This window comes from Micromonospora sp. LOL_021, from assembly GCF_048060215.1.
In the GTDB taxonomy this organism is placed as follows: Bacteria; Actinomycetota; Actinomycetes; order Mycobacteriales; family Micromonosporaceae; genus Micromonospora_E.
Window position 1 is genome coordinate 96,083 of the sequence record NZ_JBHMIN010000002.1, and the last position, 24,987, is coordinate 121,069.

General features: G+C 68.9%; 19 protein-coding genes and 4 tRNA genes. 2 read left to right on the forward strand and 21 right to left on the reverse strand.

Features of this window, described 5'->3' with window-relative positions:
- Positions 1–77: 77 nt before the first annotated feature.
- The 16 genes from ACFHWT_RS02625 to ACFHWT_RS02700 all read right to left on the reverse strand — a co-directional run bounded on the left by ACFHWT_RS02625 (position 78) and on the right by ACFHWT_RS02700 (position 16,700).
- Entirely contained in the window at positions 78–3,965 is a 3,888-nt protein-coding gene (locus tag ACFHWT_RS02625) for a DNA-directed RNA polymerase subunit beta' (protein WP_416592962.1), read from the reverse strand.
- An 85-nt stretch (positions 3,966–4,050) separates the two neighbouring features.
- Positions 4,051–7,482 carry a DNA-directed RNA polymerase subunit beta gene (locus ACFHWT_RS02630; RefSeq protein ID WP_278173667.1) on the reverse strand — a complete coding sequence of 1,144 codons (3,432 nt, stop codon included), beginning with the start codon at positions 7,480–7,482 and terminating at the stop codon, positions 4,051–4,053.
- 572 nt (positions 7,483–8,054) lie between these two features.
- Positions 8,055–8,441: a 50S ribosomal protein L7/L12 gene (rplL, locus tag ACFHWT_RS02635; RefSeq protein ID WP_123606157.1), complete on the reverse strand. Its 387-nt coding sequence runs from the start codon at positions 8,439–8,441 to the stop codon at positions 8,055–8,057.
- 46 nt (positions 8,442–8,487) lie between these two features.
- Complete coding sequence (gene rplJ, locus ACFHWT_RS02640) at positions 8,488–9,030, reverse strand: 50S ribosomal protein L10 (protein WP_416592963.1); 543 nt, start codon at positions 9,028–9,030, stop codon at positions 8,488–8,490.
- 332 nt (positions 9,031–9,362) lie between these two features.
- Positions 9,363–10,079 (reverse strand): 50S ribosomal protein L1, encoded by a 717-nt coding sequence (rplA, locus tag ACFHWT_RS02645; RefSeq protein ID WP_416592964.1) that lies wholly within the window; start codon positions 10,077–10,079, stop codon positions 9,363–9,365.
- A gap of 93 nt (positions 10,080–10,172) precedes the next feature.
- Positions 10,173–10,604, reverse strand: a complete 432-nt coding sequence (gene rplK, locus ACFHWT_RS02650) for a 50S ribosomal protein L11 (RefSeq protein WP_278173660.1) — start codon at positions 10,602–10,604, stop codon at positions 10,173–10,175.
- A 240-nt stretch (positions 10,605–10,844) separates the two neighbouring features.
- Positions 10,845–11,657 carry a transcription termination/antitermination protein NusG gene (gene nusG / locus ACFHWT_RS02655; protein ID WP_416592965.1) on the reverse strand — a complete coding sequence of 271 codons (813 nt, stop codon included), beginning with the start codon at positions 11,655–11,657 and terminating at the stop codon, positions 10,845–10,847.
- A gap of 23 nt (positions 11,658–11,680) precedes the next feature.
- Entirely contained in the window at positions 11,681–12,070 is a 390-nt protein-coding gene (gene secE / locus ACFHWT_RS02660) for a preprotein translocase subunit SecE (RefSeq protein ID WP_123606162.1), read from the reverse strand.
- 134 nt (positions 12,071–12,204) lie between these two features.
- A tRNA-Trp gene (locus tag ACFHWT_RS02665) sits at positions 12,205–12,277 on the reverse strand.
- A gap of 156 nt (positions 12,278–12,433) precedes the next feature.
- Positions 12,434–12,826 (reverse strand): MaoC family dehydratase, encoded by a 393-nt coding sequence (locus ACFHWT_RS02670; RefSeq protein ID WP_416592966.1) that lies wholly within the window; start codon positions 12,824–12,826, stop codon positions 12,434–12,436.
- 1 nt (position 12,827) lies between these two features.
- Positions 12,828–13,277, reverse strand: a complete 450-nt coding sequence (locus ACFHWT_RS02675; protein WP_416592967.1) for an FAS1-like dehydratase domain-containing protein — start codon at positions 13,275–13,277, stop codon at positions 12,828–12,830.
- A gap of 63 nt (positions 13,278–13,340) precedes the next feature.
- Complete coding sequence (gene rpmG / locus ACFHWT_RS02680) at positions 13,341–13,508, reverse strand: 50S ribosomal protein L33 (RefSeq protein WP_046567246.1); 168 nt, start codon at positions 13,506–13,508, stop codon at positions 13,341–13,343.
- A 134-nt stretch (positions 13,509–13,642) separates the two neighbouring features.
- A tRNA-Met gene (locus ACFHWT_RS02685) sits at positions 13,643–13,715 on the reverse strand.
- 25 nt (positions 13,716–13,740) lie between these two features.
- Positions 13,741–13,813: transfer RNA gene (locus tag ACFHWT_RS02690), tRNA-Thr, on the reverse strand.
- Between the two features lie 117 nt (positions 13,814–13,930).
- Positions 13,931–16,456 carry a putative bifunctional diguanylate cyclase/phosphodiesterase gene (locus tag ACFHWT_RS02695; protein WP_416592968.1) on the reverse strand — a complete coding sequence of 842 codons (2,526 nt, stop codon included), beginning with the start codon at positions 16,454–16,456 and terminating at the stop codon, positions 13,931–13,933.
- Positions 16,457–16,484: 28 nt separating this feature from the next.
- The gene (locus tag ACFHWT_RS02700; RefSeq protein WP_416592969.1) at positions 16,485–16,700 is read right to left on the reverse strand and encodes a hypothetical protein; all 216 of its coding nucleotides are present in this window, start codon (positions 16,698–16,700) and stop codon (positions 16,485–16,487) included.
- A 1,079-nt stretch (positions 16,701–17,779) separates the two neighbouring features.
- Between ACFHWT_RS02700 and ACFHWT_RS02705 the strand changes: the two genes are divergently transcribed.
- Entirely contained in the window at positions 17,780–18,298 is a 519-nt protein-coding gene (locus ACFHWT_RS02705; protein ID WP_416592970.1) for a hypothetical protein, read from the forward strand.
- A 244-nt stretch (positions 18,299–18,542) separates the two neighbouring features.
- On the opposite strand, the gene ACFHWT_RS02710 is transcribed toward ACFHWT_RS02705, so the two are convergent.
- Positions 18,543–18,626 (reverse strand) — tRNA-Tyr (locus ACFHWT_RS02710).
- A gap of 147 nt (positions 18,627–18,773) precedes the next feature.
- Between ACFHWT_RS02710 and ACFHWT_RS02715 the strand changes: the two genes are divergently transcribed.
- Entirely contained in the window at positions 18,774–19,268 is a 495-nt protein-coding gene (locus ACFHWT_RS02715; protein WP_123607343.1) for a YajQ family cyclic di-GMP-binding protein, read from the forward strand.
- A 6-nt stretch (positions 19,269–19,274) separates the two neighbouring features.
- Here the strand turns inward: ACFHWT_RS02715 and ACFHWT_RS02720 are convergent, their stop codons facing one another.
- From ACFHWT_RS02720 to ACFHWT_RS02735, 4 genes are all read right to left on the reverse strand, one after another.
- Positions 19,275–20,549, reverse strand: coding sequence for an MFS transporter (locus ACFHWT_RS02720; protein WP_416592971.1), 1,275 nt, complete (start codon positions 20,547–20,549; stop codon positions 19,275–19,277).
- A gap of 218 nt (positions 20,550–20,767) precedes the next feature.
- A complete protein-coding gene (gene htpX, locus ACFHWT_RS02725) occupies positions 20,768–21,655 on the reverse strand; it encodes a zinc metalloprotease HtpX (protein WP_416593149.1) in 888 nt (295 codons plus the stop codon).
- A 142-nt stretch (positions 21,656–21,797) separates the two neighbouring features.
- A complete protein-coding gene (locus ACFHWT_RS02730; RefSeq protein ID WP_416592972.1) occupies positions 21,798–23,411 on the reverse strand; it encodes an NADH-quinone oxidoreductase subunit N in 1,614 nt (537 codons plus the stop codon).
- Positions 23,408–24,976, reverse strand: a complete 1,569-nt coding sequence (locus ACFHWT_RS02735) for a complex I subunit 4 family protein (RefSeq protein WP_416593150.1) — start codon at positions 24,974–24,976, stop codon at positions 23,408–23,410. The genes ACFHWT_RS02730 and ACFHWT_RS02735 overlap by 4 nt, the downstream gene beginning before the upstream one ends.
- Between the last annotated feature and the right edge of the window lie 11 nt (positions 24,977–24,987).

The window sequence follows — 24,987 nt, forward strand, 5'->3', positions numbered from 1 at the left end:
CAGCCTACAAGCTGAAGGCGCCTGTCCCGCCGCGGTCGCGGCGGGACAGGCGCCCGAACAGTCGTACCTGCCGTTGATCAGCGGTAGGAACCGAAATCGAAGTCGTCCAGCGGTACGGCCTGCCCGCTGGCCGGCCCGAACCCGTAGTCGGTCTCCGGGTAGCCGGTCATCGAGTAGACCTTCGCCTTCGCTTCCTCGGTCGGCTCGACCCGGATGTTGCGGTACTTGCTGATGCCGGTACCGGCCGGGATGAGCTTACCGATGATCACGTTCTCCTTGAGGCCGATCAGCGAGTCGCTGCGGGCGTTGATCGCCGCGTCGGTCAGCACCCGGGTGGTCTCCTGGAAGGAGGCCGCCGAGAGCCAGGAGTCGGTGGCCAGCGACGCCTTGGTGATACCCATGAGCATCGGCCGACCGGCGGCGGGCTCGCCGCCTTCGGAGACGAGCCGGCGGTTCTCCGACTCGAAGACCGCGCGGTCGACGAGCACCCCGGGTAGCAGTTCGGTGCCGCCGGAGTCGATGACCGTCACCCGCTTGAGCATCTGCCGGATGATGATCTCGATGTGCTTGTCGTGGATCAGCACACCCTGCGAGCGGTAGACCTCCTGGACCTCCTGGGTCAGGTGGACCTGGACCGCCCGCGGGCCGAGGATCCGCAGCAGTTCGTGCGGATCGATGGTGCCCTCGGTGAGCTTCTCGCCGACGGTGACGTGGTCACCGTCGTGCACCCGCAGCCGGACCCGCTTTGAGACCTTGTCGTGGACGATCTCGTCGCTGCCGTCATCCGGGATGACGACGATCTTCCGGGACCGCTCGCCGTCCTCGATCCGCACCCGGCCCGGGGTGTCGGCGATCGGCGCCTTGCCCTTCGGCACCCGGGCCTCGAAGATCTCCTGCACCCGGGGCAGACCCTGGGTGATGTCCTCACCGGCGACACCACCGGTGTGGAAGGTCCGCATCGTCAGCTGGGTGCCCGGCTCACCGATCGACTGGGCGGCGATGATGCCGACCGCCTCGCCGATGTCCACCGTCTTACCGGTGGGCAGCGAACGCCCGTAGCAGGCGCCGCAGACGCCCAGCTTGGACTCGCAGGTGAGCACGCTGCGTACCCGCACCGTCTCGACCCCGGCGGCGACCAGCTTGTCCACCAGGATCGAGTTGAGGTCCGCTCCGCGCTCGACCACGACCTCGCCGTCGGCGCCCTTGATGTCCTCGGCGAGGGTACGGGCGTGCACGCCGGTCTCGGCGAACTCGTGCACCACCAGCTTGCCGTCGAGCCGCTCACCGACCTGCATGGTGATCGCCCGGTCGGTGCCGCAGTCCTCCTCGCGGATGATGACGTCCTGCGACACGTCGACCAGTCGACGGGTCAGGTAACCGGAGTCGGCGGTCCGCAGCGCGGTGTCGGCCAGACCCTTACGGGCACCGTGGGTGGAGATGAAGTACTCCAGTACCGACAGACCCTCCCGGTAGCTCGACTTGATCGGCCGCGGGATGATTTCGCCCTTCGGGTTGGCCACCAGACCACGGATCGCCGCGATCTGCCGCAGCTGCAGCAGGTTGCCTCGGGCACCCGAGTGGATCATCTTCCACAGCGGGTTCTCGTGGGGCAGCGAGGTCTCCAGATCCTTGGCGATCTCGTTGGTCGCCTTGGTCCAGATCTCGATCAGCTCACCGCGCCGTTCCTCGCCGGTCATCAGACCACGCTGGTACTGCTTGTCGATCCGGGCGGCCTCCGCCTCGTACCGCTCCAGGGTCTCCTGCTTGTGTGGCGGCGCGACGACGTCCTGCATGCCGATGGTCACGCCGGACCAGGTGGCCCAGTGGTAGCCGGCCTCCTTGAGCCCGTCCAGGGTGGCGGCGAGGGCCACCTTCGGGAACCGCTCGGCCAGGTCGTTGACGATCGCCGACAGCTGGCTCTTGCGGACCTCGTAGTTGACGAACCGGTAGCCGACCGGCATGACCTCGTTGAACAGCACCCGGCCGAGGGTGGTGTCGACGATCAGCGGCTCGCCGGGCTGCCAGCCCTCGGGTGCCGCCCAGCGGGACGCGCCGGCGCCGTTGTCGACCTCGACCACGCCCCGCAGCCGGATCCGCACCGGCGACTGCAGGTGCAGTTCGCCGTTGTCGAACGCCATCCGGGCCTCGGCGTCCGAGCTGAACACCCGGCCCTCACCGGTCAGACCCTCGGTCCGGTGGGTGAGGTGGTACAGCCCGATGATCATGTCCTGGGTGGGCATGGTCACCGGCTTGCCGTCGGACGGCTTGAGGATGTTGTTCGACGACAGCATCAGGATCCGGGCCTCGGCCTGTGCCTCGGCCGACAGCGGTACGTGCACCGCCATCTGGTCACCGTCGAAGTCGGCGTTGAAGGCGGTGCAGACCAGCGGGTGGATCTGGATCGCCTTGCCCTCGACCAGCTGCGGCTCGAACGCCTGGATGCCCAGCCGGTGCAGGGTCGGTGCCCGGTTGAGCAGCACCGGGTGCTCGGAGATGACCTCTTCGAGCACGTCCCACACCACCGGCCGCTGCCGCTCGACCATCCGCTTGGCGGACTTGATGTTCTGCGCGTGGTTCAGGTCGACCAGCCGCTTCATCACGAACGGCTTGAACAGCTCCAGCGCCATCTGCTTGGGCAGACCACACTGGTGCAGCTTCAGCTTCGGGCCGACGACGATGACCGACCGGCCGGAGTAGTCGACCCGCTTGCCGAGCAGGTTCTGCCGGAACCGACCCTGCTTGCCCTTGAGCATGTCGGACAGCGACTTCAGCGGGCGGTTACCCGGGCCGGTGACCGGCCGGCCGCGGCGGCCGTTGTCGAACAGCGCGTCGACGGCCTCCTGCAGCATCCGCTTCTCGTTGTTGACGATGATCTCGGGTGCGCCGAGGTCGATCAGCCGCTTGAGCCGGTTGTTCCGGTTGATCACCCGGCGGTACAGGTCGTTGAGGTCGCTGGTGGCGAACCGGCCACCGTCGAGCTGCACCATCGGGCGCAGGTCCGGCGGGATCACCGGTACGCAGTCGAGGACCATGCCCCCGGGCGAGTTGCGGGTGCTGAGGAACGCGGCGACCACCTTGAGCCGCTTCAAGGCCCGGATCTTGCGCTGGCCCTTGCCGCTCCGGATGATCTCCCGCAGGTTGTCCGCCTCGGCGTCCAGGTCCATGTGCTGCAGCAGGGTCTTGATCGCCTCGGCGCCCATCCCGCCGGTGAAGTACTCACCGAACCGGTCGCGCAGCTCCCGGTACAGCAGCTCGTCGGTGACCAGCTGCTTCGGCTCCAGCTTGCGGAAGGTGTCGAGCACCTCGTCGAGCCGGTCGATCTCCCGCTGCGCCCGGTCGCGGATCTGGCGCATCTCCCGCTCGCCGGACTCCTTGACCTTGCGGCGTACGTCGGCCTTGGCGCCCTCGGCCTCCAGTTCGGCCAGGTCGGCCTCCAGCTTGGCGGCCCGCTTCTCGATCTCCGAGTCGCGGCTGTTCTCCGACTGGCGCTTCTCCGCGAAGATCTCGTTTTCGATCGTCGACATGTCGCGGTGGCGCGCCTCGGCGTCCACCCCGGTCACCACGTACGACGCGAAGTAGATGATCTTTTCCAGGTCCTTCGGCGCCAGGTCGAGCAGGTAGCCGAGCCGGCTCGGGACGCCCTTGAAGTACCAGATGTGAGTAACCGGAGCGGCGAGCTCGATGTGCCCCATCCGCTCCCGACGGACCTTGGATCGGGTCACCTCGACGCCGCACCGCTCACAGATGATGCCCTTGAAGCGGACGCGCTTGTACTTGCCGCAGTAGCACTCCCAGTCCCGCTGCGGGCCGAAGATCTTCTCGCAGAAGAGCCCGTCCTTCTCCGGCTTGAGGGTGCGGTAGTTGATCGTCTCGGGCTTCTTGACCTCGCCGTGGGACCACTGACGAATGTCGTCGGCGGTGGCGAGACCGATGCGCAACTCGTCGAAGAAGTTGACGTCGAGCACGTTTCGTGTCCCCTATGTCGTCGTCGCTACTGCTGGTTCACGGGCCCCGGTCGGCGGCCCTGGGGTCAGGGCCGCCGACCGCGCCTCACACTTCCTCGACCGAGCTCGGCTCCCGCCGGGACAGGTCGATACCGAGTTCCTCCGCGGCCCGGAACACCTCGTCGTCGGTCTCGCGCATCTCCAGGGCCACGCCGTCGCTGGACAGCACCTCGACGTTGAGGCACAGCGACTGCAGCTCCTTGAGCAGCACCTTGAACGACTCCGGGATACCCGGCTCGGGGATGTTCTCGCCCTTGACGATCGCCTCGTAGACCTTGACCCGGCCCAGGACGTCGTCCGACTTGATGGTGAGCAGCTCCTGCAGCGCGTAGGCGGCGCCGTAGGCCTGCATCGCCCAGCACTCCATCTCACCGAAGCGCTGGCCGCCGAACTGAGCCTTACCGCCGAGCGGCTGCTGGGTGATCATGGAGTACGGGCCGGTCGACCGCGCGTGGATCTTGTCGTCCACCAGGTGGTTGAGCTTGAGGATGTAGATGTAGCCGACCGCGATCGCGTCCGGCAGCGGCTCACCGGACCGGCCGTCGAACAGCTGGGCCTTGCCCGAGCTGCCGATCAGCTGCACGCCGTCCCGATTGGGCAGGGTGCTGCCCAGCAGGCCGGTGATCTCCTCCTCGCGGACACCGTCGAAGACCGGGGTCGCGACGTTGGTGTCCGGCTCGGCGTCGTCCGAGCCGATGGCGCGCAGCGCGGCCTTCCACTCGGCGTCGTCGCCCTCGACCTTCCACCCGGTCTTGGCTACCCACCCGAGGTGGGTCTCCAGGATCTGGCCGATGTTCATCCGGCCCGGCACACCGAGCGGGTTGAGCACGATGTCGACCGGCGTGCCGTCGGAGAGGAACGGCATGTCCTCGACCGGCAGGATCTTGGAGATGACGCCCTTGTTGCCGTGCCGGCCGGCGAGCTTGTCGCCGTCCTGGATCTTCCGCTTCTGCGCGACGTAGACCCGGACCAGCTCGTTGACGCCGGGCGGCAACTCGTCGCCGTCGTCACGGGAGAAGGTCCGTACGCCGATCACCGTGCCGGTCTCGCCGTGCGGCACCTTCAGTGAGGTGTCCCGGACCTCCCGGGCCTTCTCGCCGAAGATCGCCCGCAGCAGCCGCTCCTCCGGGGTCAGCTCGGTCTCGCCCTTCGGGGTGACCTTGCCGACCAGGATGTCACCGGGGACCACCTCGGCACCGATCCGGATGATGCCGCGCTCGTCGAGGTCGGCGAGCATTTCCTCGCTGACGTTCGGGATGTCGCGGGTGATCTCCTCGGGGCCGAGCTTGGTGTCCCGGGCGTCGACCTCGTGCTCCTCGATGTGGATCGAGGTGAGCACATCCTGCTGCACCAGCCGCTGGGACAGGATGATGGCGTCCTCGTAGTTGTAACCCTCCCACGGCATGAACGCCACGAGCAGGTTGCGGCCGAGGGCCATCTCGCCGTCGTCGGTGCACGGGCCGTCCGCGATGACCTGGCCGGCCTCGACCCGGTCACCCTCGAAGACGGTCGGCTTCTGGTTGACGCAGGAGCCGGCGTTCGAGCGACGGAACTTGTGCAGCAGGTAGGTCCGGCGGTGGCCGTCGTCCTGGTGCACGGTGACGTAGTCGGCGCACAGATCCTCGACCACACCACCGGACTCGGCGATCACCACGTCACCGGCGTCGACCGCGGCGCGGTACTCCATGCCGGTGCCGACCAGCGGGGACTCCGCCTTGACCAGCGGCACCGCCTGGCGCTGCATGTTCGCGCCCATCAGCGCCCGGTTGGCGTCGTCGTGTTCCAGGAACGGGATCATCGCGGTGGCGACGGAGACCATCTGCCGCGGTGAGACGTCCATGTAGTCGACGGCCGCCGGCGGGACGAAGTCGACCTCACCGCCCTTGCGTCGGACCAGGACCCGGTCCTCGGCGAAGGTGCCGTCGGCCATCAGCGGCGCGTTGGCCTGCGCCTTGACGAACCGGTCCTCCTCGTCCGCGGTCAGGTAGTCGATCTGGTCGGTGACCCGGCCGTCGATGACCTTGCGGTACGGGGTCTCGATGAAGCCGAACGGGTTGACCCGCCCGAAGGTGGACAACGCCCCGATCAGACCGATGTTCGGGCCTTCCGGGGTCTCGATCGGGCACATCCGGCCGTAGTGCGACGGGTGCACGTCACGGACCTCGAAGCCGGCCCGCTCCCGGGACAGACCACCCGGGCCGAGCGCGCTGAGTCGCCGGCGGTGGGTCAACCCGGCCAGCGGGTTGGTCTGGTCCATGAACTGGGACAGCTGCGAGGTGCCGAAGAACTCCTTGATCGCCGCCACCACCGGGCGGATGTTGATCAGGGTCTGCGGCGTGATGGCCTCGACGTCCTGCGTGGTCATCCGCTCGCGGACAACCCGCTCCATCCGAGACAGGCCGACCCGCACCTGGTTCTGGATCAGCTCGCCGACGGTACGCAGCCGCCGGTTACCGAAGTGGTCGATGTCGTCGGCCTCGTAGCCCTCCTCACCGGCGTGCAGCCGGCAGAGGTACTCGACGGTGGCGACGATGTCGTCCTCGGTGAGCGTCCCGGAGTTGATCGGGACGTCGAGGTTGAGCTTCTTGTTGAACTTGTACCGGCCGACCTTGGCGACGTCGTACCGCTTGGGGTTGAAGAACAGGTTGTCGAGCAGCGTCTGCGCGTTCTCGCGGGTCGGCGGCTCACCGGGACGGAGCTTGCGGTAGATGTCGAGCAGCGCCTCGTCCACCCCGGCGATGTGGTCCTTCTCCAGGGTGGTCATCATCAGCTCGGACCAGCCGAACCGCTCCCGGATCCGGTCGGCGGACCAACCGATGGCCTTGAGCAGGACGGTGACGGCCTGACGCCGCTTACGGTCGATGCGGACACCGACGGTGTCGCGCTTGTCGATGTCGAACTCCAGCCAGGCACCCCGGCTAGGGATCACCTTGACGCTGGACAGGTCGCGGTCGGAGGTCTTGTCCGGCTGCTTGTCGAAGTACACGCCCGGGGACCGGACGAGCTGGCTGACCACCACGCGCTCAGTGCCGTTGATGATGAAGGTGCCCTTCGGCGTCATCATCGGGAAGTCACCCATGAACACCGTCTGGCTCTTGATCTCGCCGGTGGTGTTGTTGGTGAACTCCGCGGTGACGAAGAGCGGTGCGCAGTAGGTCAGGTCCTTCTCCTTGCACTCCTCGATCGAGGCCTTGACCTCGTCGAAGCGCGGGCTGGAGAAGGAGAGCGACATGGTGCCGGAAAAGTCCTCAATGGGACTGATCTCGTCGAGGATCTCCGCGAGGCCGGATCGTGCGTGCGGGTCGTCAGCCGACCGGCCCTGCCAAGCCTCGTTGCCCACCAGCCAGTCGAACGACTCGGTCTGGATGGAGAGTAGGTTGGGGACCTCGAGGTGTTCGGTGATCCGGCCGAATGAGATTCGGCGAGGAGCGAAAGCGCTCGACGTACGACTGGTCTTCGCAGGGCGGGAAGCTGCCAAGATGCGTCCTTCCGAGGACCGGTGCTGCAGACGGCTGTTTCGCGCGCACTCCAAAAAACCTCGGTCAAAATATCCAGGATCGGACATTCCGGGCGCGAGGCAAGTCGGAAGGCAGCGCAAACTAGCAGTGTAGCCGAGCGGCTAACCGCTGTCCAGCCCGACGCCGAAGGACGTCGCGGAGCTGGTCGGGGCGACCGGGACCGGTGCCTCCGTACCGCTCGGAACGCGGCGTTCCCACGGAGCCTGGTGGGGGCTGGCGAACAACGGGACCCCTGACCGGTCTCCCGATCCGGTGACCCGCTGCTGGTGCCATTACCCAGCTTTGGCCGTCGCAAGCCCGTGAAACAGCTTGCTGTAGTCAGCGTGCCTGCCTGTCCGTGCCGCGTCAAGGCCTGTCGTACGGGGAGATCGCCACTGATTCAGCCGGTTGCCAGCCGGCCGGGCAGCCCGTCAACCCCGGCCAAGGGCGAAATGCCCTGATCATCGGGCAGTCGCACCGGGTGTGCGAACGGAAACGGGCGGCAACCCCCGTCGGGGATCGCCGCCCGCAACCAACCTCGGTGTGGGTCAGGTCACTTGAGGGTGACCTTCGCGCCCTCCGCCTCCAGCTTGGCCTTGGCCTTGTCGGCGGTCTCCTTGTTGGCCTTCTCCAGGACCGCCTTCGGCGCGGCCTCGACCAGGTCCTTGGCCTCCTTGAGGCCGAGGCCGGTCAGCTCCCGGACCACCTTGATGACCTGGATCTTCTTGCCACCGTCCGCGTCGAGGATGACGTCGAACTCGTCCTTCTCCGGCTCGGCCTCGGCCGGGGCGGCGGCCGGGCCACCGGCGGCCGCGACGGCCACCGGCGCGGCGGCGGTCACGTCGAAGGTCTCCTCGAACTGCTTCACGAACTCCGAGAGCTCGATCAGCGTCATCTCCTTGAACGCGTCGAGCAGCTCGTCGGTGCTGAGCTTCGCCATGGTCGGCTTCCTTTCCAATTGATGACGTTAACGGGGCGCTGGCGGGTCAGGCCTGCGTACCCTCGGATTCGCGCTTGTCCTGCAGCGCTGCCGCCAGGCGGGCGGTCTTCGACAGCGGGGCCTGCAGCACGGCCGCAGCCTTGCTCAGGTTCGCCTTCATACCACCGGCCAGCTTGGCCAGCAGCACCTCGCGGGACTCGAGGTCGGCCAACTTGTTGACCTCGGTCGCGGTGATCGCGCGCCCCTCGAAGACCCCGCCCTTGATGACCAGCATCGGGTTGGCCTTGGCGAAGTCGCGCAGGCCCTTCGCGGCCTCGACCACGTCGCCGGAGACGAAGGTGAGCGCGGTAGGACCGGTGAACAGCTCGTCGAGTCCGTCGATGCCCGCGTCCGACGCGGCCCGCTTGGCCAGGGTGTTCTTCGCCACCGAGTAGGTCGCGCTCTGCCCCAGCGAACGGCGCAGCTGGGTCAGCTGGGCGACGGTGAGACCCCGGTACTCGGTGAGCACCGTGGCACCCGATTCACGGAACCGTTCGGTCAGGTCGGCGACCGCGGTCGCCTTGTCGGTACGAACCGGCTTGTCCGCCATGTCCCTCCTCTCTGGTGCTCCAGGCTGGGGGCCGACCGGCGGGTGGCCGGCCGGCCGTGAAGATCCCGCGCCCACGAAAAACGCCCCGGGCGCAGGGCGCACGGGGCGAGGCAGCCGTCAACCGACGGCGAAGACTCATCGTCCGTTCCGCCCCTGCGCGGGCCGCCCGTGGGAACGGGACCTTCAACCGTGCCGAGGCACGGTGACCAGCGGTCTTTGGGTGTGGATACGGCAAGCGTACGGCACCGCACGGGCGGGCGCCAAATCCGTCCGTCGGCGGTGGGGGTGGGGTCCGCCGGACCCCACCCCCACCGTCTGTCGATCTGGACCGCTCAGCCTTCGTTGGTCGCCTCGTGCAGGTCCTTGACCACGTTCGGGTCCACCGGCACGCCCGGCCCCATGGTGGTGGTCAGCACGACCTTCTTGAGGTACTTGCCCTTGGCCGCGGACGGTTTGGCCCGCAGCACCTCGTCGAGTACGGCCGCGTAGTTGTCGATCAACTGGGCCTCGCCGAACGAGGCCTTCCCGATGATCAGGTGCAAGTTGGAGTGCTTGTCCACCCGGAAAGCGATCTTGCCACCCTTGATGTCCGAGACGGCCTTGGTCACGTCCATGGTGACCGTGCCGGTCTTCGGGTTCGGCATCAGACCGCGCGGGCCCAGGATCCGCGCGATCCGGCCGATCTTCGCCATCTGGTCCGGGGTGGCGATCGCCGCGTCGAAGTCCAGCCAGCCGCCCTGGATCCGGGCGACCAACTCGTCGGTGCCGACCTCGTCCGCGCCGGCGGCGACGGCCTCCTCCGCCTTCGCCCCAGCGGCGAAGACGATCACCCGGGCCGTCTTGCCCGTACCGTGCGGCAGGTTGACCGTGCCCCGGACCATCTGGTCCGCCTTACGCGGGTCGATACCGAGGCGCATCGCGACCTCGACCGTGGCGTCGAACTTCGCCGAGCTGGTCTCCTTGGCCAACTTCACCGCCTCGGCCGGGGCGTACAGCTTCGTCCGGTCGATCTGCTCGGTGGCCTTGCGGTAGTTCTTGCTGCGCTGCATTGTCTCTGGCTCCTGTGGTCACTGGCGGGCGACGCCGTACGCGCGCCCTCCCACGTCGGTCGGCTCCGACCCGCAGTCGCGGGTCGGGACGGGTCACTCCTTGACGGTGATGCCCATCGACCGGGCGGTCCCGGTAATGATCTTCTCCGCCTGCTCGATGCTGTTCGCGTTGAGGTCGGCCATCTTCTTCTCGGCGATCTCCCGCAGCTGGGCGGTGGTCACCTGGCCGACCTTGGTGGTGTGCGGCACGCCCGAGCCCTTCTGGATCCCGGCGGCCTTGAGCAGCAGCCGGGCAGCGGGCGGGGTCTTCAGCACGAAGGTGAAGGACCGGTCCTCGTACACGCTGATCTCAGCGGGCACGATGTCGCCCCGCTGGGATTCGGTCTGCGCGTTGTACGACTTGCAGAACTCCATGATGTTCACGCCGTGCTGACCCAGCGCCGGACCGACCGGCGGCGCCGGGGTGGCCTGACCCGCCGGCAACTGCAGCGTGAACGTCTTGACGAGCTTCTTCTTCGGAGGCATGTCACTTCCTGGGGCTTGATCTGGTGTTCCGCACCGGATCTGCGGGACGTCACCGGCGACTGGCCGTCGTCCGGCACGGGCTGGCGAGCCCTCGACACGCGCGCACGGTCAGGCGCGGCCCAGGGCCGACGTTCTAGGTTAGCGCAGCTGACGGAGGCAACCCCAGCTGGGGTTGCCTCCGTCGGTGTGCAGCAGTGGTGACGCAGGCACCGGAGAACCGCCGGCCCGGCCGCGCCGGAGTCAGATCTTGGCGACCTGGTTGAAGTTCAGCTCCACCGGGGTCTCCCGGCCGAAGATCGACACCAGCACCTTCAGCTTCTGCTGGTCGGCGTTGATCTCGCTGATCGTGGCCGGCAACGAGGCGAACGCACCGTCGGTCACGGTGACCGAGTCGCCGACCTCGAAGTCCAGCACCTTGACCTCGGGCTTGGCCTTCTTGGGCTCGGCCACCACCGCCGGGACGAGCCACTTGAGCACCTCGTTGAGCGACAACGGCGCCGGCCGGTCGGCCCGGTCGGTCGCCCCGACGAAGCCGGTGACGCCCGGGGTGTTACGCACGCAGGAGTACGACTCCGGGGTGAGGTCCATCCGGACCAGGATGTAGCCGGGGAAGACCTTGTTCTGCACCTGGAGCCGCTTGCCGTTCTTGACCTCGACCTCCTCCCGGGTCGGCACCTCGACCTGGAAGATGTACTCCTCCATGTCGAGGCTGCTGATCCGGGTCTCGAGGTTGGTCTTGACCTTGTTCTCGTAGCCGGCGTACGAGTGCACCACGTACCAGTCGCCTGGCGCGTAGCGCAGCTTCTGCCGTAGCTCGGCGACCGGGTCGAACTCCTCGTCGTCAGCTGCGGCGGCGGGTTCGGCGACGTCGGTCGCTGAACTGTCCGGACTGTCCGGCCCAGCGGCAGAGCCGTTGGCGTCGGCCGGGGACTCGTCCGCCCCGGCAGCGGGGACCGGTGGTGCGCTGGCGGCCTCAACCGACTCATCAGCCGCCGCCGTGGCCACCGTCGACTGGTCGTCGGTGACGCCGGCGGTCTCGTCGTACTCAGGCACGCTTGCTCACTTCCGTCACAAAATCAGCTGGGGTTGCCGAATACCCACAGCACACCCTTGGCGAACACGAAGTCCAGCCCGGCCACGATGGTCAGCATGACCGCGATGAACACGACCACCACGGCGGTGTAGGTCAGCAACTCCTTACGAGTCGGCCAGATGACCTTACGCAGCTCGGCGACCACTTCGCGGACGAACCGGATGATCCGCCCGAAAAACCCCACCCCGGCCTCGGACTTCGCCTTCGGTCGTCCCTCCGACGACTCCGCCTTGGCCTTGCTCCGGGTGGCCGTGCCACCCCGTGCCGCCGGCTCGTCGTCGTCGACCTCGTCCTCGACCGACGTCTCGTCGATCGACTCGTCCTCGGGGCGGTCGTCCGCGGCGTCATCGCCACGCCGGTTCCTCTCGGCCATCTCGCCCTCCGTCGGGGTGATCGGTTCGCGCGCCAGGTCAGACGCGCTGCGTCGTGCACATCGGCCATTCCCCTTGCGGGACGGCCGCCAACGGGGACGGCAGCCGACCCACCGGGTCGGTCAGGCCTTGGGCGCAGGGGTGACAGGACTTGAACCTGCAGCCTGCGGTTTTGGAGACCGCTGCTCTGCCAATTGAGCTACACCCCTGTGCGGGTCGGCAACCCCACCCAACCCGGCGAGGCGCAGGGCCACGCAGGACTGAACAGGGGTCACAGGCCCCACGGCGGACCAGTGTACGGGTAGAGCCACCACTTTCCCAACCGGTACCGGCACCGCGCGTACCCGGGCCGGTACCACCGGCCGTCAGCGCGGGGGACGAACCAGTGCCCGGGCCTGGCTGAGCACCTTCTCGCCGGCGCAGACGGCCGTGACGTCGATCCGGGTCAACCCGTCCTCGGTGCTGCCCTTGACCACGCCGGTCACCTCGACCTCGGTCCCCTCGTCGTCGTCCGGGACCACCACCGGGCGGGTGAACCGGACCGAGTACTCGACCACCGCGTCCGCCGATCCAACCCACTGCGTCACCGCGCGCCCGGCCAACGCCATGGTGAGCATGCCGTGGGCGATGACACCGGGCAGGCCGACCCCGGTGGCGAACCGGTCGCTCCAGTGGATGGGGTTGAAGTCGCCGGAGGCTCCGGCGTAGCGGACGAGGTCGGCCCGGGTGACCCGGAACCGTTGCGGAGTCAGCTCCATCTCAGTCCTCCCCCCGGACGACCAGCTTCATCCAGACGGTGACCACAGGTTCACCGCTGGCCGCGGTGGCGACCTCGGTACGGACGGTCAGAAAGTCATGCCCGCCACGGGACATGATTTCCTCGATGGTGTCGGTGCACACCAGTTCGTCGCCGGCGACCACCGGGCGGACGTACCGGAACCGCTGGTCACCGTGCACGACCCGGCTGTAGTCGATCGCGAGATCGGGGTCGGAGATCACCCGCTCGGACGAGGACATGGTGACCGCCACCGGAAAGGTCGGTGGCGCGACCACGTCCGAATAGCCCGCTTTGCGGGCGGCATCCGGGTCGTGGTGGACGGCATCGCTGGCCCCGATGGCGGCGGCGAACTCGCGGATCTTCTCCCGCCCCACCAGGTACGTAGCGCCGGGCGGGTAACTGCGACCGACTAAGGACGGATCCATGGGCATGCGCAGCAACCTACCCGCTGGCCGGTACCCGGACGACGTGCGGGCCGCCCGGAACGGCGATGGTCAGCGGGTCTCGCGGTGCAGCGTGTGCTTGCCGTCCCGGGGGCAGAACTTCTTCAGCTCGATGCGGTCCGGGTCGTTCCGGCGGTTCTTCCGCGTGATGTAGTTGCGCTCCTTGCACTCCACACACGCCAAAGTGATCTTTGGACGGACGTCGGTCGCCTTGGCCACGGCGGGGTGCCTTCCTCGCTATCGGAACAACTACAGCGTGCCAGCGTAGCCTGCGGCAGCGCGGACATGCAAAGCGGGCGCCTGCGGCGCCCACCCGTACTTCGTACCACCGGCCTCACCCGCGAAGCCGACCGTAGCGGTGGCCGGACTTGAACCGGCGACACAACGATTATGAGCCGTTTGCTCTACCACCTGAGCTACACCGCCGTGACGGGTCCAGTGGAACCCTCTGAGCCCCCTTACGGAATCGAACCGTAGACCTTCTCCTTACCATGGAGACGCTCTGCCGACTGAGCTAAGGGGGCCGAACACCCACCCGCCTGGGCGGATGCGCACGGGTAAGAGTACACGTCCCCGCCCGCGAGGTGAAATCAGCTTGGCCCGTCCACGCCGCCGCAGGTCAAAGGCCCTACCTGTCGGGTTCAGGGCACTGCCCGCAGCCGGCGCACCTCGCTGGACTGCAGGCTCTCCGGGTCGGCCTGGGCCTCGTACCAGGCGGCCAGCCGCTCATACGGCAACGGACGGCTGAATAGGAAGCCCTGCCCGATCTGACAGCCGATGTCCTGCAGCAGCTCCAGGGTCAACTCGCTCTCCACCCCTTCGGCCACCACGGTCAGGCCGAACTGCTGGGACAGCGTCACGACCGCGTTGACGATCGCCAGGTCCCCCGGGTCGGTCGCCATCCCCTGCACGAACGACCGGTCGACCTTCACCTCGTGCACCGGCAGCCGGCGCAGGTGGGCCAGCGAGGTGTATCCGGTGCCGAAGTCGTCGACGGACAGCCGTACCCCGAGGTCGCGCAGCCGCCGCAAGGTCGGCATCGGCCGGTCCGTGCCGTCCAGCACACCGGCCTCGGCGATCTCCAGGGTGAGCAGCTCCGGAGCGATCTGCGCCTCGTCCAGCAGGGTCCGGACCAGCTCGGGAAACTCCGGATCGGTCAGGGTACGGGCGGACAGGTTGACGGCCACCGGCAACGGCTGTTGACCGACGTTCCACTCCCGGCTGCGGCGCAACCCTTCGCGCAGCACGAACTCGGTCAGCCGACCGAGCTGCCCGGTGTGTTCGGCGACCGCGACGAAGTCCTCCGGCGAGACCGAACCGTGGGTCGGATGCTCCCACCGGGTCAGGCACTCGACCCCGACCAGCCGGCGGCCGTGCAGCGTCACCTTCGGCTGGTAGTAGACCTCCAGCTGCGTCTCGTCCAGCGCGACCCGCAGGTCGCCGGCGAGACCGAGTCGACGTACCGAACGGGACTCCAACGCCGGGTTGAACAACTGGACGCCGCCGGACACCGACTTCGCCGCCGTAGCCGCCAGGTCCGCCCGCTGCAGCAGCGTCGCGGCGTCGCTGCCGTGGTCGGGATGCACCGCGACACCGGCCACGGTGTCGACGTCCAGGGTCAACGCGCCGAAAACCATCTGGTCGCGGATCTGGTCACGGAGCTCGACCGCAAGCTGTACGGCGTACTCCGCGGCCTCCATCCGCAGGGTGACCACGAACTCGTCCCCGCCGCTGCGGCCGACCAGCGCGGCAGACGGGGCGCTTTCCCGCAGCCGCCGAGCGACCTCGGCCAGGACCTTGTCCCCGGCCGCGTGACCGAGCGACTCGTTGACCTGCCGCAGCCCGGCGACGTCGAAGAGCAGGACCGCGACTACCTCACCCGGGGTCCGGATGGCCACCGACTCGTCGAGCGCGGCGGTCAGCCGGCGACGGTTGGCCAGCCGGGTCAACCCGTCGTGGGCCGCGTCGTAGCGCAGCCGGTCGACCAGGCGCGAGTTCTCCACGGCGACCGCGGCGTGCACGGCGATCGCTTCCAGTAGCCGCAGGTCACCGGGCCCGAAGTGGGAGATGTCCCCGAGCCGGCCGGACACCTCCAGGCAGCCGATCACCAGGGAACCGGCTCGTAGTGGCACCACGACGGCGTCTTTCGTGCCCCATTCACGAAGTGCCGTGTCGAACGGGCTGTCGCCGAATTTCGCCCCGACGGCCAGCGAACTCCCGGTCTCGAAGACGTGTTCGCGGATCGATTCCGGGGCGCCGACCGTGTCGACCAGCCCTTGCCCGTCGGCGGTCGCGGACAGCAGCACCTCGGGATAGCGCCCCTGTTTCGGCAGCCAGAGTGTGGCGTACTCGGACTGCAGCACCTCGCGAACCCGCTTGAGCAGTACGTCGACGATCGTCCCGTCGTGCGGCGTGTCGGCGATCGCCCGGGTCAACGCGTAGATCTCGGAGAGCGTGCGGTTCTGCCGCAGTGATTTCGCATACGACCGGTAGGCCAGCACGAAGAAGATGACCAGCGCGACCAGCAGGATCAGTGCCCAGTCGCTCTGCGCCAGCAGGATCAGCACGACCAGGCCGAAGGTGATGTTGATGGAGGCGACGACCAGGGCGGGGACCGTCGTGGTGGTGAGCTCCTTGGTGGACAACCGGCCCTGGGCCAGGGTGATCACCACGAGCACGGCGACCAAGGTGATGATCTGGCAGGCGATCATCGCCCCGACCAGTGTCAACCAGGTACGCGGCTCGGCCGCGTCGAGCACGTCGGCGTTGACGACGATCGCGGTGGCGATGGACGTGCCGGCCGCCACGTTCGCGACGTTGAACCACAACTTGACGGGCGGCTGCCGCCGGCTCAGGTGACCGACCACGGCGGCCAGCACCCGGCCGATGATCAGAGTGAGTGGTGGCAGAAAGAACAGACCCAGCAGAAACGGGATCTCGCCGATGTTCAGGGTGAACGACTGCCGGCGCACCTCGAACAGCAGGATTGCCGCGTGTGCCGCGAGGAACAAGCCGAAGAACAGCAGGCCCAGCGGCCAATCTCCGGTGGGATTGGGGTGGCTGATGGCCAAGGCCACAGAGATGAGTACGGCTATCAGAGCGAGTGGCCCGGTTACGAACCAGGCCCGCCCGGAAGAATGCCGTGAGATCGCCTGTGGCCTTGGCACTCGATCCCCTTGGTGTCGGATGCGGCGATCAGGTCCAGCTGAAGTCGTAGAGCGAGACCTGCGTATCCACTGAAGCGTCGAAGCCGTACTTGTCCACCGGGGAAACCACAGGCACTTCGTCACCGACCGTAACCCAGGCTTGGGCAGCCTGGGCGGCGGTCCCAGCGGTGAACGAGACAGCAATCCCGAGTGCGGCGACCGCGACGACCCTGCCGAGCCGGCGGCCCATCGTGTGTCCACGCATGTTACAGACTCCCGTCCAAGGAGGCGAATGAGTTACGCGAATGAGGGGCAGAGTCCTGATGGTGCCACACCGGACCGCACCAACGGTAGGTTGACGCGGCCGGCCTGCACCTTCGGCACCGCCCATCCTAGCCAATCGGACGAGGAGAACCTTAGCGGCGGCTTTGCCCTGCGGCTTTCGTCCCGCTGCTGCTCAGTCGGGGTGATCCGGCTCGACGACAGCCAGTGACGCCGCGCGGAGGATTGGCGGCCACGGACACTAGGCAAACCCCGCACTCAGTGACGCAACCGGGCCATTACTGTGACCGACATGCCGGATTTATTATGAATCAATGAAGGAAGTGATTTGTTGCTCTTTTATGTAACTAAAGTTCGGGATAGATGGTCAACTGACCGAGTCATCAGCCAGCCGACAGCAGACCGTCGCCGGGTCTCGACGCTAAGCCCTGCTGGCCGCTCGAGGGCACCCTTTTCGGTCACGGCTCGGTGTCGGTGGCTACTCGCCGGTTCGGAAATCGCAGCCCAAACGGTGTACTGCGGCCGAGAACACTACCCCGTCCAGGCCGGCGGGCACGGCACGCGGGCCAGTCGTCGACCTCCGAGACCCACCGACAACGATACGCAACGATCGATTGGCGCAGAGCAACCATCCCGGATCGGTGGCACCGGTCGGGCTTGATGCCACAGGTGCATCTTGACGCACCTGTGGCATCAAGCCCGCAGAGGCACCTTGGGGTCCAGGAAGGCAGTCCCAGAGCCGTCGTCCCGGAAGGCGTTGGCAGTTGGATCTGGCCGGACCGGGCGCGACGGCGCGCCGGCCGTACGACCACAGGCCCGTACGACAACAGCCCCTGACCTGTTGGTGCAGGTCAAGGGCTGTCGGTGCGCCTGGTGGCGGGTAGCGGATTCGAACCTCCGTAGCTTCCGCGACGGATCTGCAGGCACTCACGATCTTGCCAGTGTCGAAGCCCTGGCCTGCGTCTGCACCCGCCGACCCCACCGCCCGCGATCCGCCCACGCCCACCGCACCGCCGGCCGGACCTCGCCGACAACGTTGGCGAGACGGAGCACCATGTACCGGTGCACAGCAGCGACGCGCTCACCCGCTTCCAGGAGGCCGCCATCCTCTGGAGCGCCGGATCGGGGACGGCCACCGACGTGATCGACGCTGCTTGTGGCTGTCTCGTCGTAGGCCTGGACAGCCCGACCCTGCGCATCCTGGCCAGCATCACGCCGACCCGAGGCAACGACAGTGACGAGTTGCGCCGTTGGCTCGAAGACGCGCTCACGGAACTCTCCCTGGCCTACTACCGGCAGGGGAGCCGGGCAGGCGAGGAAGCGGCCCTCAGGGTCATGGCTCACCGGCTGCTCGCCGGGACCATCGGACCGCGCGACCTCACATCCTGGGCGTACGGTTTCATCACCCACGAGGGCACTCCCCTGGCAGCCGAGCTGATCAACCTTGGCAACGCCTACGAGTACGTAGACGCCATCTACGAGGGGCACCGGCAGCCCAGCACCGAGGTCGAGGCGATCGACGCAGCTGTCACCGCTGAGGCTCGACGCCTGATCAACGACGCCCCAGCCGAGAACGGCTGAACCCCGGACACTCATCCGAGCGCGCCGCCGATCTTGTCGTTCATTCCGTCGTCCCCGCCATCGACGCAGTTGGCTGCCGTCGAGGTCGGGGCTTCCGGCTGCCGCGCCGGTCTAAGAACGGGACCAACCTGCCCCCGATCCGCCCGCAGACGGCTGGATCCGGCGGGACTGGGTGGGACGACATGCCGGCCGTACGGCAACAGCCCTTGACCTGTTGGTGCAGGTCAAGGGCTGTTGGTGCGCCTGGTGGCGGGTAGAGGATTCGAACCTCTGTAGCTTTCGCGACGGATTTACAGTCCGCTCCCATTGGCCGCTCGGGCAACCCGCCAGGGCGTGCCGCCTCGTCACGCGAGGCGACGCAGGAAAGGATAGCGGCATGACGGGGCTCTCCCGCAACCGGGTACCGTCAGCGGGAGTCAACTGTCCGGCAACGTCCGATACACCGTCCGAGACCCGCACTGGCAGGGAGCAGACCATGGCAGCCAACCCGTCGTTCGACATCGTGAGCAAGGTCGACCGGCAGGAGATCGACAACGCCCTCCGGCAGACCGAGAAGGAGCTGTCCACCCGCTTCGACTTCCGTGGCACCGGCGCCGAGATCACCTGGTCCGGCGAGGAGGCCGTGACGTTGCAGGCGGAGACCGAGGAGCGGGTCAAGGCCAGCCTGGACGTCTTCAAGGAGAAGTTGGTCAAGCGGAACATCTCGCTCAAGTCGCTGGACGCCGGTGACCCACGCTCGTCGGGCAAGACCTACAAGATCGACTGCAAGGTCATCCAGGGCATCGAGTCGGACAAGGCGAAGGCGATCAGCAAGAAGATCCGCGACGATGGGCCCAAGGGTGTCCAGGCACAGATCCAGGGCGACCAGCTGCGGGTCACCGCCAAGAAGAAGGACGACCTGCAGGCGGTCATCGCACTGCTCAAGCAGGAGGACTTCGGCATCGCCCTGCAGTTCACCAACTACCGCTGACCCAGCTCAGGCCGGGTCGCCGAGCAGGGCCCGGTCCAGGTCGACCGCCGCGCGGGCCTCGGCGCGGCTGATCGGACCGGCCGGCCAGCCGGCCAGCAGCGCAGCCAGGGCGAGCGCGGCGGCGGCGAACAGGAACGCTGCCGTCGGGCCACCGGCGCGGTCCACCAGCACCCCGGCGACTGCACCGCCGGCCGCGCTGGCACCGACCGCCACGGTGGTCACCCAGGTGTACGCCTCGTTCAGCATGCTGACCGGGGCGATCCGGCCGACCATGGTGTTCTCGACGGTCAGCGCCGGGGCGATCACGGCGCCGCCGAGTGTCAGTGCCACGCCCAGGGCCAGCGGGTGCGGCATCACCGCGTACACGACGAAGCTGGCGGCGACCCCGGCGAGCAGCCAGGCGAACTGCCGGGACGCGTCGACCGCCGGTCGGCGGATGCCGAAGTAGATCCCGCCGGTGGCGCTACCGACGGCCCAGACCGCCAGCAGTACGCCGGCGAGGCTGCCGCCGTCGTCGCTGGTGCCCAGGTAGTTGGAGGCGTACGCGGGCACCGCCACGCCGGCCGTACCGAAGCCGATGCCCAGCCCGCCGACGCAGGCGAGCAACGCCGGGAAGCCGGGCACCCGCAGCGGGCCGAGGCCCCGGGCGTGGCCTTCCCGTGAGTGGGGTCGCCAGCCGCGCATCGCCCTGCCGAGCGCCACCATGGTGGTGCCGGCCAGGGTGAGTACGGCTGCGGCGACCAGCGCGGCTGCGGCGTCGGCGAGCACGATGAGCCCGGCGACGAGCAGCGGGCCGATCACGAACACCACCTCGAAGATGGTGGTCTCGGCGGCGAGCGCGGTGTTGCGCAGCGGGTACCGGCCACTGGCCGGGCTGGTCAGGTTGTTCCAGGCGCCCCGGATCGCGGCGCTGAGCGGCGGATAGCTGGCACCGGCGAGGCCGGACACCAGGAAGACGAGCAGGATCGAGCCGCCGCTGCGGGTGGCGAACAGCAGGGCGATCAGGGCGACCGGGTGGGCGATCCCGGTGGCCAGCAGCACCGGGCTCGGGCCGAGCCGGTCGGCGATCCGCCCGGCGACCGGGCTGAGGGCCGCACCGGCGAGGGCGTAGACGCCGCCGGCGATCGCGGCGAGCGAGTACCGGCCGGTGGAGTCGCTGATCACCAGCAGCAGGGCGAGCGGGGTCATCCCGATGCTGAGCCGGCCGATGACGCCCGGGATCAGCAGGGTGGGCCCGCCGGGGATGCGCCAGACGGCGACATATTTCCGCAATCCGGACACTGTTCCGTTCCCTTCACCGGCTGGTGGCACCGGCGGCCGACGTGCTGCGGACCGGCCGATGGGCCGACGGCGGTAACGACCGCTCGGCCTGCCGACCCTAACCCGGCGACGGCCCCGCACCCCACCGGATTCCGTCCGATACGGGGTGCGAGGCCGCTCACACAGCTCAGCTCGCGTCGTGTGGTGCCGCGCCGATCGGCGCGGCACCACACGCGAATTCACAACCGGCGTTGCACCGGGCCGCCGGCACCGGCGTACGCCAACTGCTCCAGCCGGGCCACCCGCTGCTCCATCGGCGGGTGGGTGGAGAACAGCGCGGCGAGCCCGCCCTTGCGCAGTGGGTTGTCGATCATCAGGTGGGCCGAGCTGGCCAGTTGACCCTCGGCCGGCAGCGGCATGCGCTGCGTACCCATGTGAATCTTGCGAAGCGCGCTGGCCAGCGCGAGCGGGTCGCGGGTCAGTGCGGCGCCGGACGCGTCCGCCTGGTACTCGCGGTTGCGGCTGATCGCCAGCTGGATGATCGACGCGGCCAGCGGGCCGAGGATCAGCATGGCGAGCAGCGCCGCCGGGTTGGCGCCCTCGTCGTCGTCCCCGCCGCCGAACGGCAGGAACCAGGCGAGGTGGGCCAGCATGGTGACGATGCCGGCGAGCGACGCCGCGACGCTGGAGATCAGGATGTCCCGGTTGTAGACATGGGACAGTTCGTGCCCGATCACCCCGCGCAGCTCCCGGTAGTCGAGGATCTGCACGATCCCCTGGGTGACGCAGACCGCCGCGTTGGCCGGGTTGCGCCCGGTGGCGAACGCGTTGGGCTGCATGGTCGGGCTGACGTAGAGCCGGGGCATCGGCTGCCCGGCCGCGGCGGCCAACTCCCGGACCATCTGATGCAGCGCCGGGAACTCCGCTTCGCTGACCGGCTGGGCCCGCATCGAGCGCAGCGCGATCTTGTCCGACCAGAAGTAGGTGCCGGCGTTCATCGCCAGCGATACGAGTACGGCGATCATCAGGCCGCCGCTGCCGCCGAACCAGTAGCCAACGCCGAGGATCATGGCGGTGAGCAGGCCGAGCAGGGCTGCCGTCTTGAGACCGTTGTGGTGGCTGTGCACGTTCACTCCCTCTCCACCGGGTCGTCTGGAGACCCCACGGCAGGTGCAACGCCCACGTACCCATTGCGCATCCCGCAATAGCTGAGAGTTAGCTGACAATCAAGACCTGGCGGGCATGTTTCACTCAGACAGGAACTCTCACTCAGCCCGCGACGACGTCAAAGACCACTTGTGGCGCGAATCCGAGCAAAACCGCCAGAACGGTCGCGACGGCAAGCGTCGCCACCACTGGCCACGCCACCGCACCACCGGGCACCGCCACCGCAGCACCAGGCACCACCGCGCCCCGAGCCGACGGCGGCGTCGCTGGCTGCCGGGCGTACAGCGTGGCGCTGACCCGCAGGTAGTAGACCAGGCCGAGGACCGCGTTGGCGGCGACCACCAACGCCAGCCAGCCGGCCCCGCCGACCAGCAGCGACCGGACCACCGCCACCTTGGCGAACAACCCGGCCAGGCCCGGCGGCAGACCAGCCAGCCCGATCAACGCCAGCGTCAGCGCCGCACCGACCCACGGCCGGCGGCGGGCCGCGCCCGCATACGCGGCGATCGGACCGCCGTCGCCGGCCGCCGGCCGCAACGCCACCACCGCCGCGAAGGCGGCCAGCTCCAACAACACGAAGAAGACGGTGTACGCGAAGACCGCCGCCACGGCCACCGCCTGCTCCTCGGCGCCCCGGCCGGCCACCCCGGCGGCCGCCGCCAGCGGCACCAGGATGTACCCGGCCTGCGCGATCGACGACCAGGCCAGCAACCGCACCATCCGACGCTGCCGCAGCGCGACCAGGTTGCCGACCGTCATGGTCGCCACCGCCAGCACCGCCAGCACCGGCCCGGACGCGGCCAGCTGCGGGGTCAGCCCTTCGGTCACCACCGCGACGATCGCCACCACGCCGCCGAGCTTCGACGCGGTCGACAGGTACGCGGCGACCGGCAGCGGCGCACCGTCGTAGGTCTTCGGCGCCCAGGCGTGCAGCGGCACCGCCGCCACCTTGAACGCCAGTCCGGTCAGCAGCAGCACCACACCGACCCGGGCCAGCCGGGCCTGCCCGTCGGCCGAGCCGCCGACGACCGTACCGGCCGGCTCGGCCAGGCCGCTGGCGCCGGCGAGCAGGTCGAGGTGCACCACGCCGTACGCGGCGTACAGCAACGCCACGCCGAGCAGCGCCACCGCCGTGGACACCACGCTGACCACGAAGAAGCTCACCGCCGACTCGGCCGAAGCGGGCCGCTGCCGGCGCAGCCCGACCAGGATGTACAGCGGCAGGGTGAGCGTCTCTACCGCCACGACCAGGGTGATCAGGTCCCCGGCGGCGCCGAGCACCACCCCGCCGGTCATCGAGCAGGCCAGCAGGAAGCAGTACTCGCCGGCCGGCACCGCACCGGAGTTCAGCAGCGGCGCGGACAGCGCGAGCACGGCAGCGGTGAGCGCCGCGAACAGCAGCGCGACCAGGGCGGCCCGGCCATCGGCGACGTACGAGCAGGCCAGCCCGCCGTCAACGAGCCCGCCGTCGGGCAGTCCGCCCTCGGCGGGTACGCCGGACGGCGTACCGCAGAACGTGGCCCGCGCCGGATGCGCCAGCGCCACCAGCGCGGCGAGGCCGACCCCGGCGGCACCGGCGACCGCCGTAGCCCCGGTGACCGCCCGCCGGCCGACGAACAGGTCGGCCAGCAGCACCACGACCGCCGTCGCCGCCGCCAGGTACGCCGGCAGCAGCGCCAGGTGGTCGATCGTCTGTGCGGCAGTCCCGTCGGTCACCGGATCACCTCCAGCAGGATCGTGACCGGTGACTCGGCGACGCCGAGTACCAGCGCCGGCACCAGCCCGATGGCCAGCGCCAGCAGCACCAGCGGCGCCCAGGCCAGCGCCTCGGGCCGGCTGATAGCCGGGGCGGGCGTCACGGCCCGGACCGCCGGGCCGGCCGGGCCGTGGGTGACCCGGCGCAGCATCCGCAGCAGGTACGCGGCGGTCAGCGCCGCGCCGACCGCCGCCAACACGGCCAGCGTCGTCCACAGCGGTCCGCCGTGCTGCCAGGCGGCGACGACCGCGAACGCCTCACCCCAGAAGCCGGCCAGGCCGGGCAGGCCGAGGGAGGCGATCGCCGCGTAGCCGAGCAGCCCGGACAGCGCCGGGGAGCGTTCCCGCAGTCCGCCGAGATCCGCCAGCTCGCCGGTGTGGTAGCGGTCCTTGACCGCTCCGGCGAGGAAGAACAGCAGGCCGGTGATGACGCCGTGGGCGATGTTGCCGATCAGCGCGGCCTGGATGCCGGTGGCGCTCAGCGTGGCGATGCCGAGCAGTACGAACCCCATGTGTCCGACGCTGGAGTAGGCGATCAGCCGTTTCAGCTCGGTCTGCGCCAGGCACACCAGTGAGCCGACGATGATCGCGGCGACGGCGAGGGCACCGAGCACCGGGGCGGCCCAGCGGGCTCCCTCGGGGGCGACGCCGACGGCGACCCGGATCAGCCCGTACGTGCCCATTTTGAGCAGCACCCCGGCGAGGATCACGCTGCCGACGGTGGGTGCCTGGCTGTGCGCGTCGGGCAGCCAGCTGTGCAGCGGCCACAGCGGTGCCTTGACCGCGAAGGCCAGCGCCAGCAGCGTGAACGCGAAGAGCTGGGTGCCCCGGCCGAGTCCGTCGCCGCCGGTGAGTACGGACAGGTCGGCGGTGCCGGCGGCGGTCGTCACGGTCACCACGCCGACCAGCAGCAGCACCGACCCGGCCAGGGTGTACACGGCGAACTTGGTCGCCGCCCGCCGGTGCGCGCCATCGGCCTGCCCTGTGGTGCCGCCCCAGCCGGCGATGATCGCGTACATCGGCAGCAGCACGACCTCGAAGAAGACGAAGAACAGCACCAGGTCGAGGGCGAGGAAGGTGCCGACGATGCCGACCTCGACGACCAGCAGCAACGCGACCAACGCCCGCCCGTTGCGACCCTGCGGGGCGCGCCAGACGGTGTACCCGCAGCAGAGCAGGGTCAGCCCGGTGGTGAGCAGCACCAGCGGGTACGAGATCCCGTCGACGCCGAGGTGGAACCGCAGGTCCAGGGCCGGCACCCAGGGCAGGTCGAGCTGATGCCAGGGCAGCACGCCGGGCGGGCCGTCCAGCGGCGAACCGTAGGCGAACCAGCCGACCCTGGTCGGATCACCCAGCAACGGCAAGCTGGCCAGGAACGTGATCGCCGCGAAGACGGTGCCGGTGATCCGGCCGGCCCGGTCGCCGCCGACCGGCAGGGCGAGCAGCAGCGCGCCGAGAGCCGGCACGACCAGCACAGCTAGCAGGGCGAACTGCCCGACGGTCCACGTGTCGTCGGCGTACGTCATCATCGGCTGCC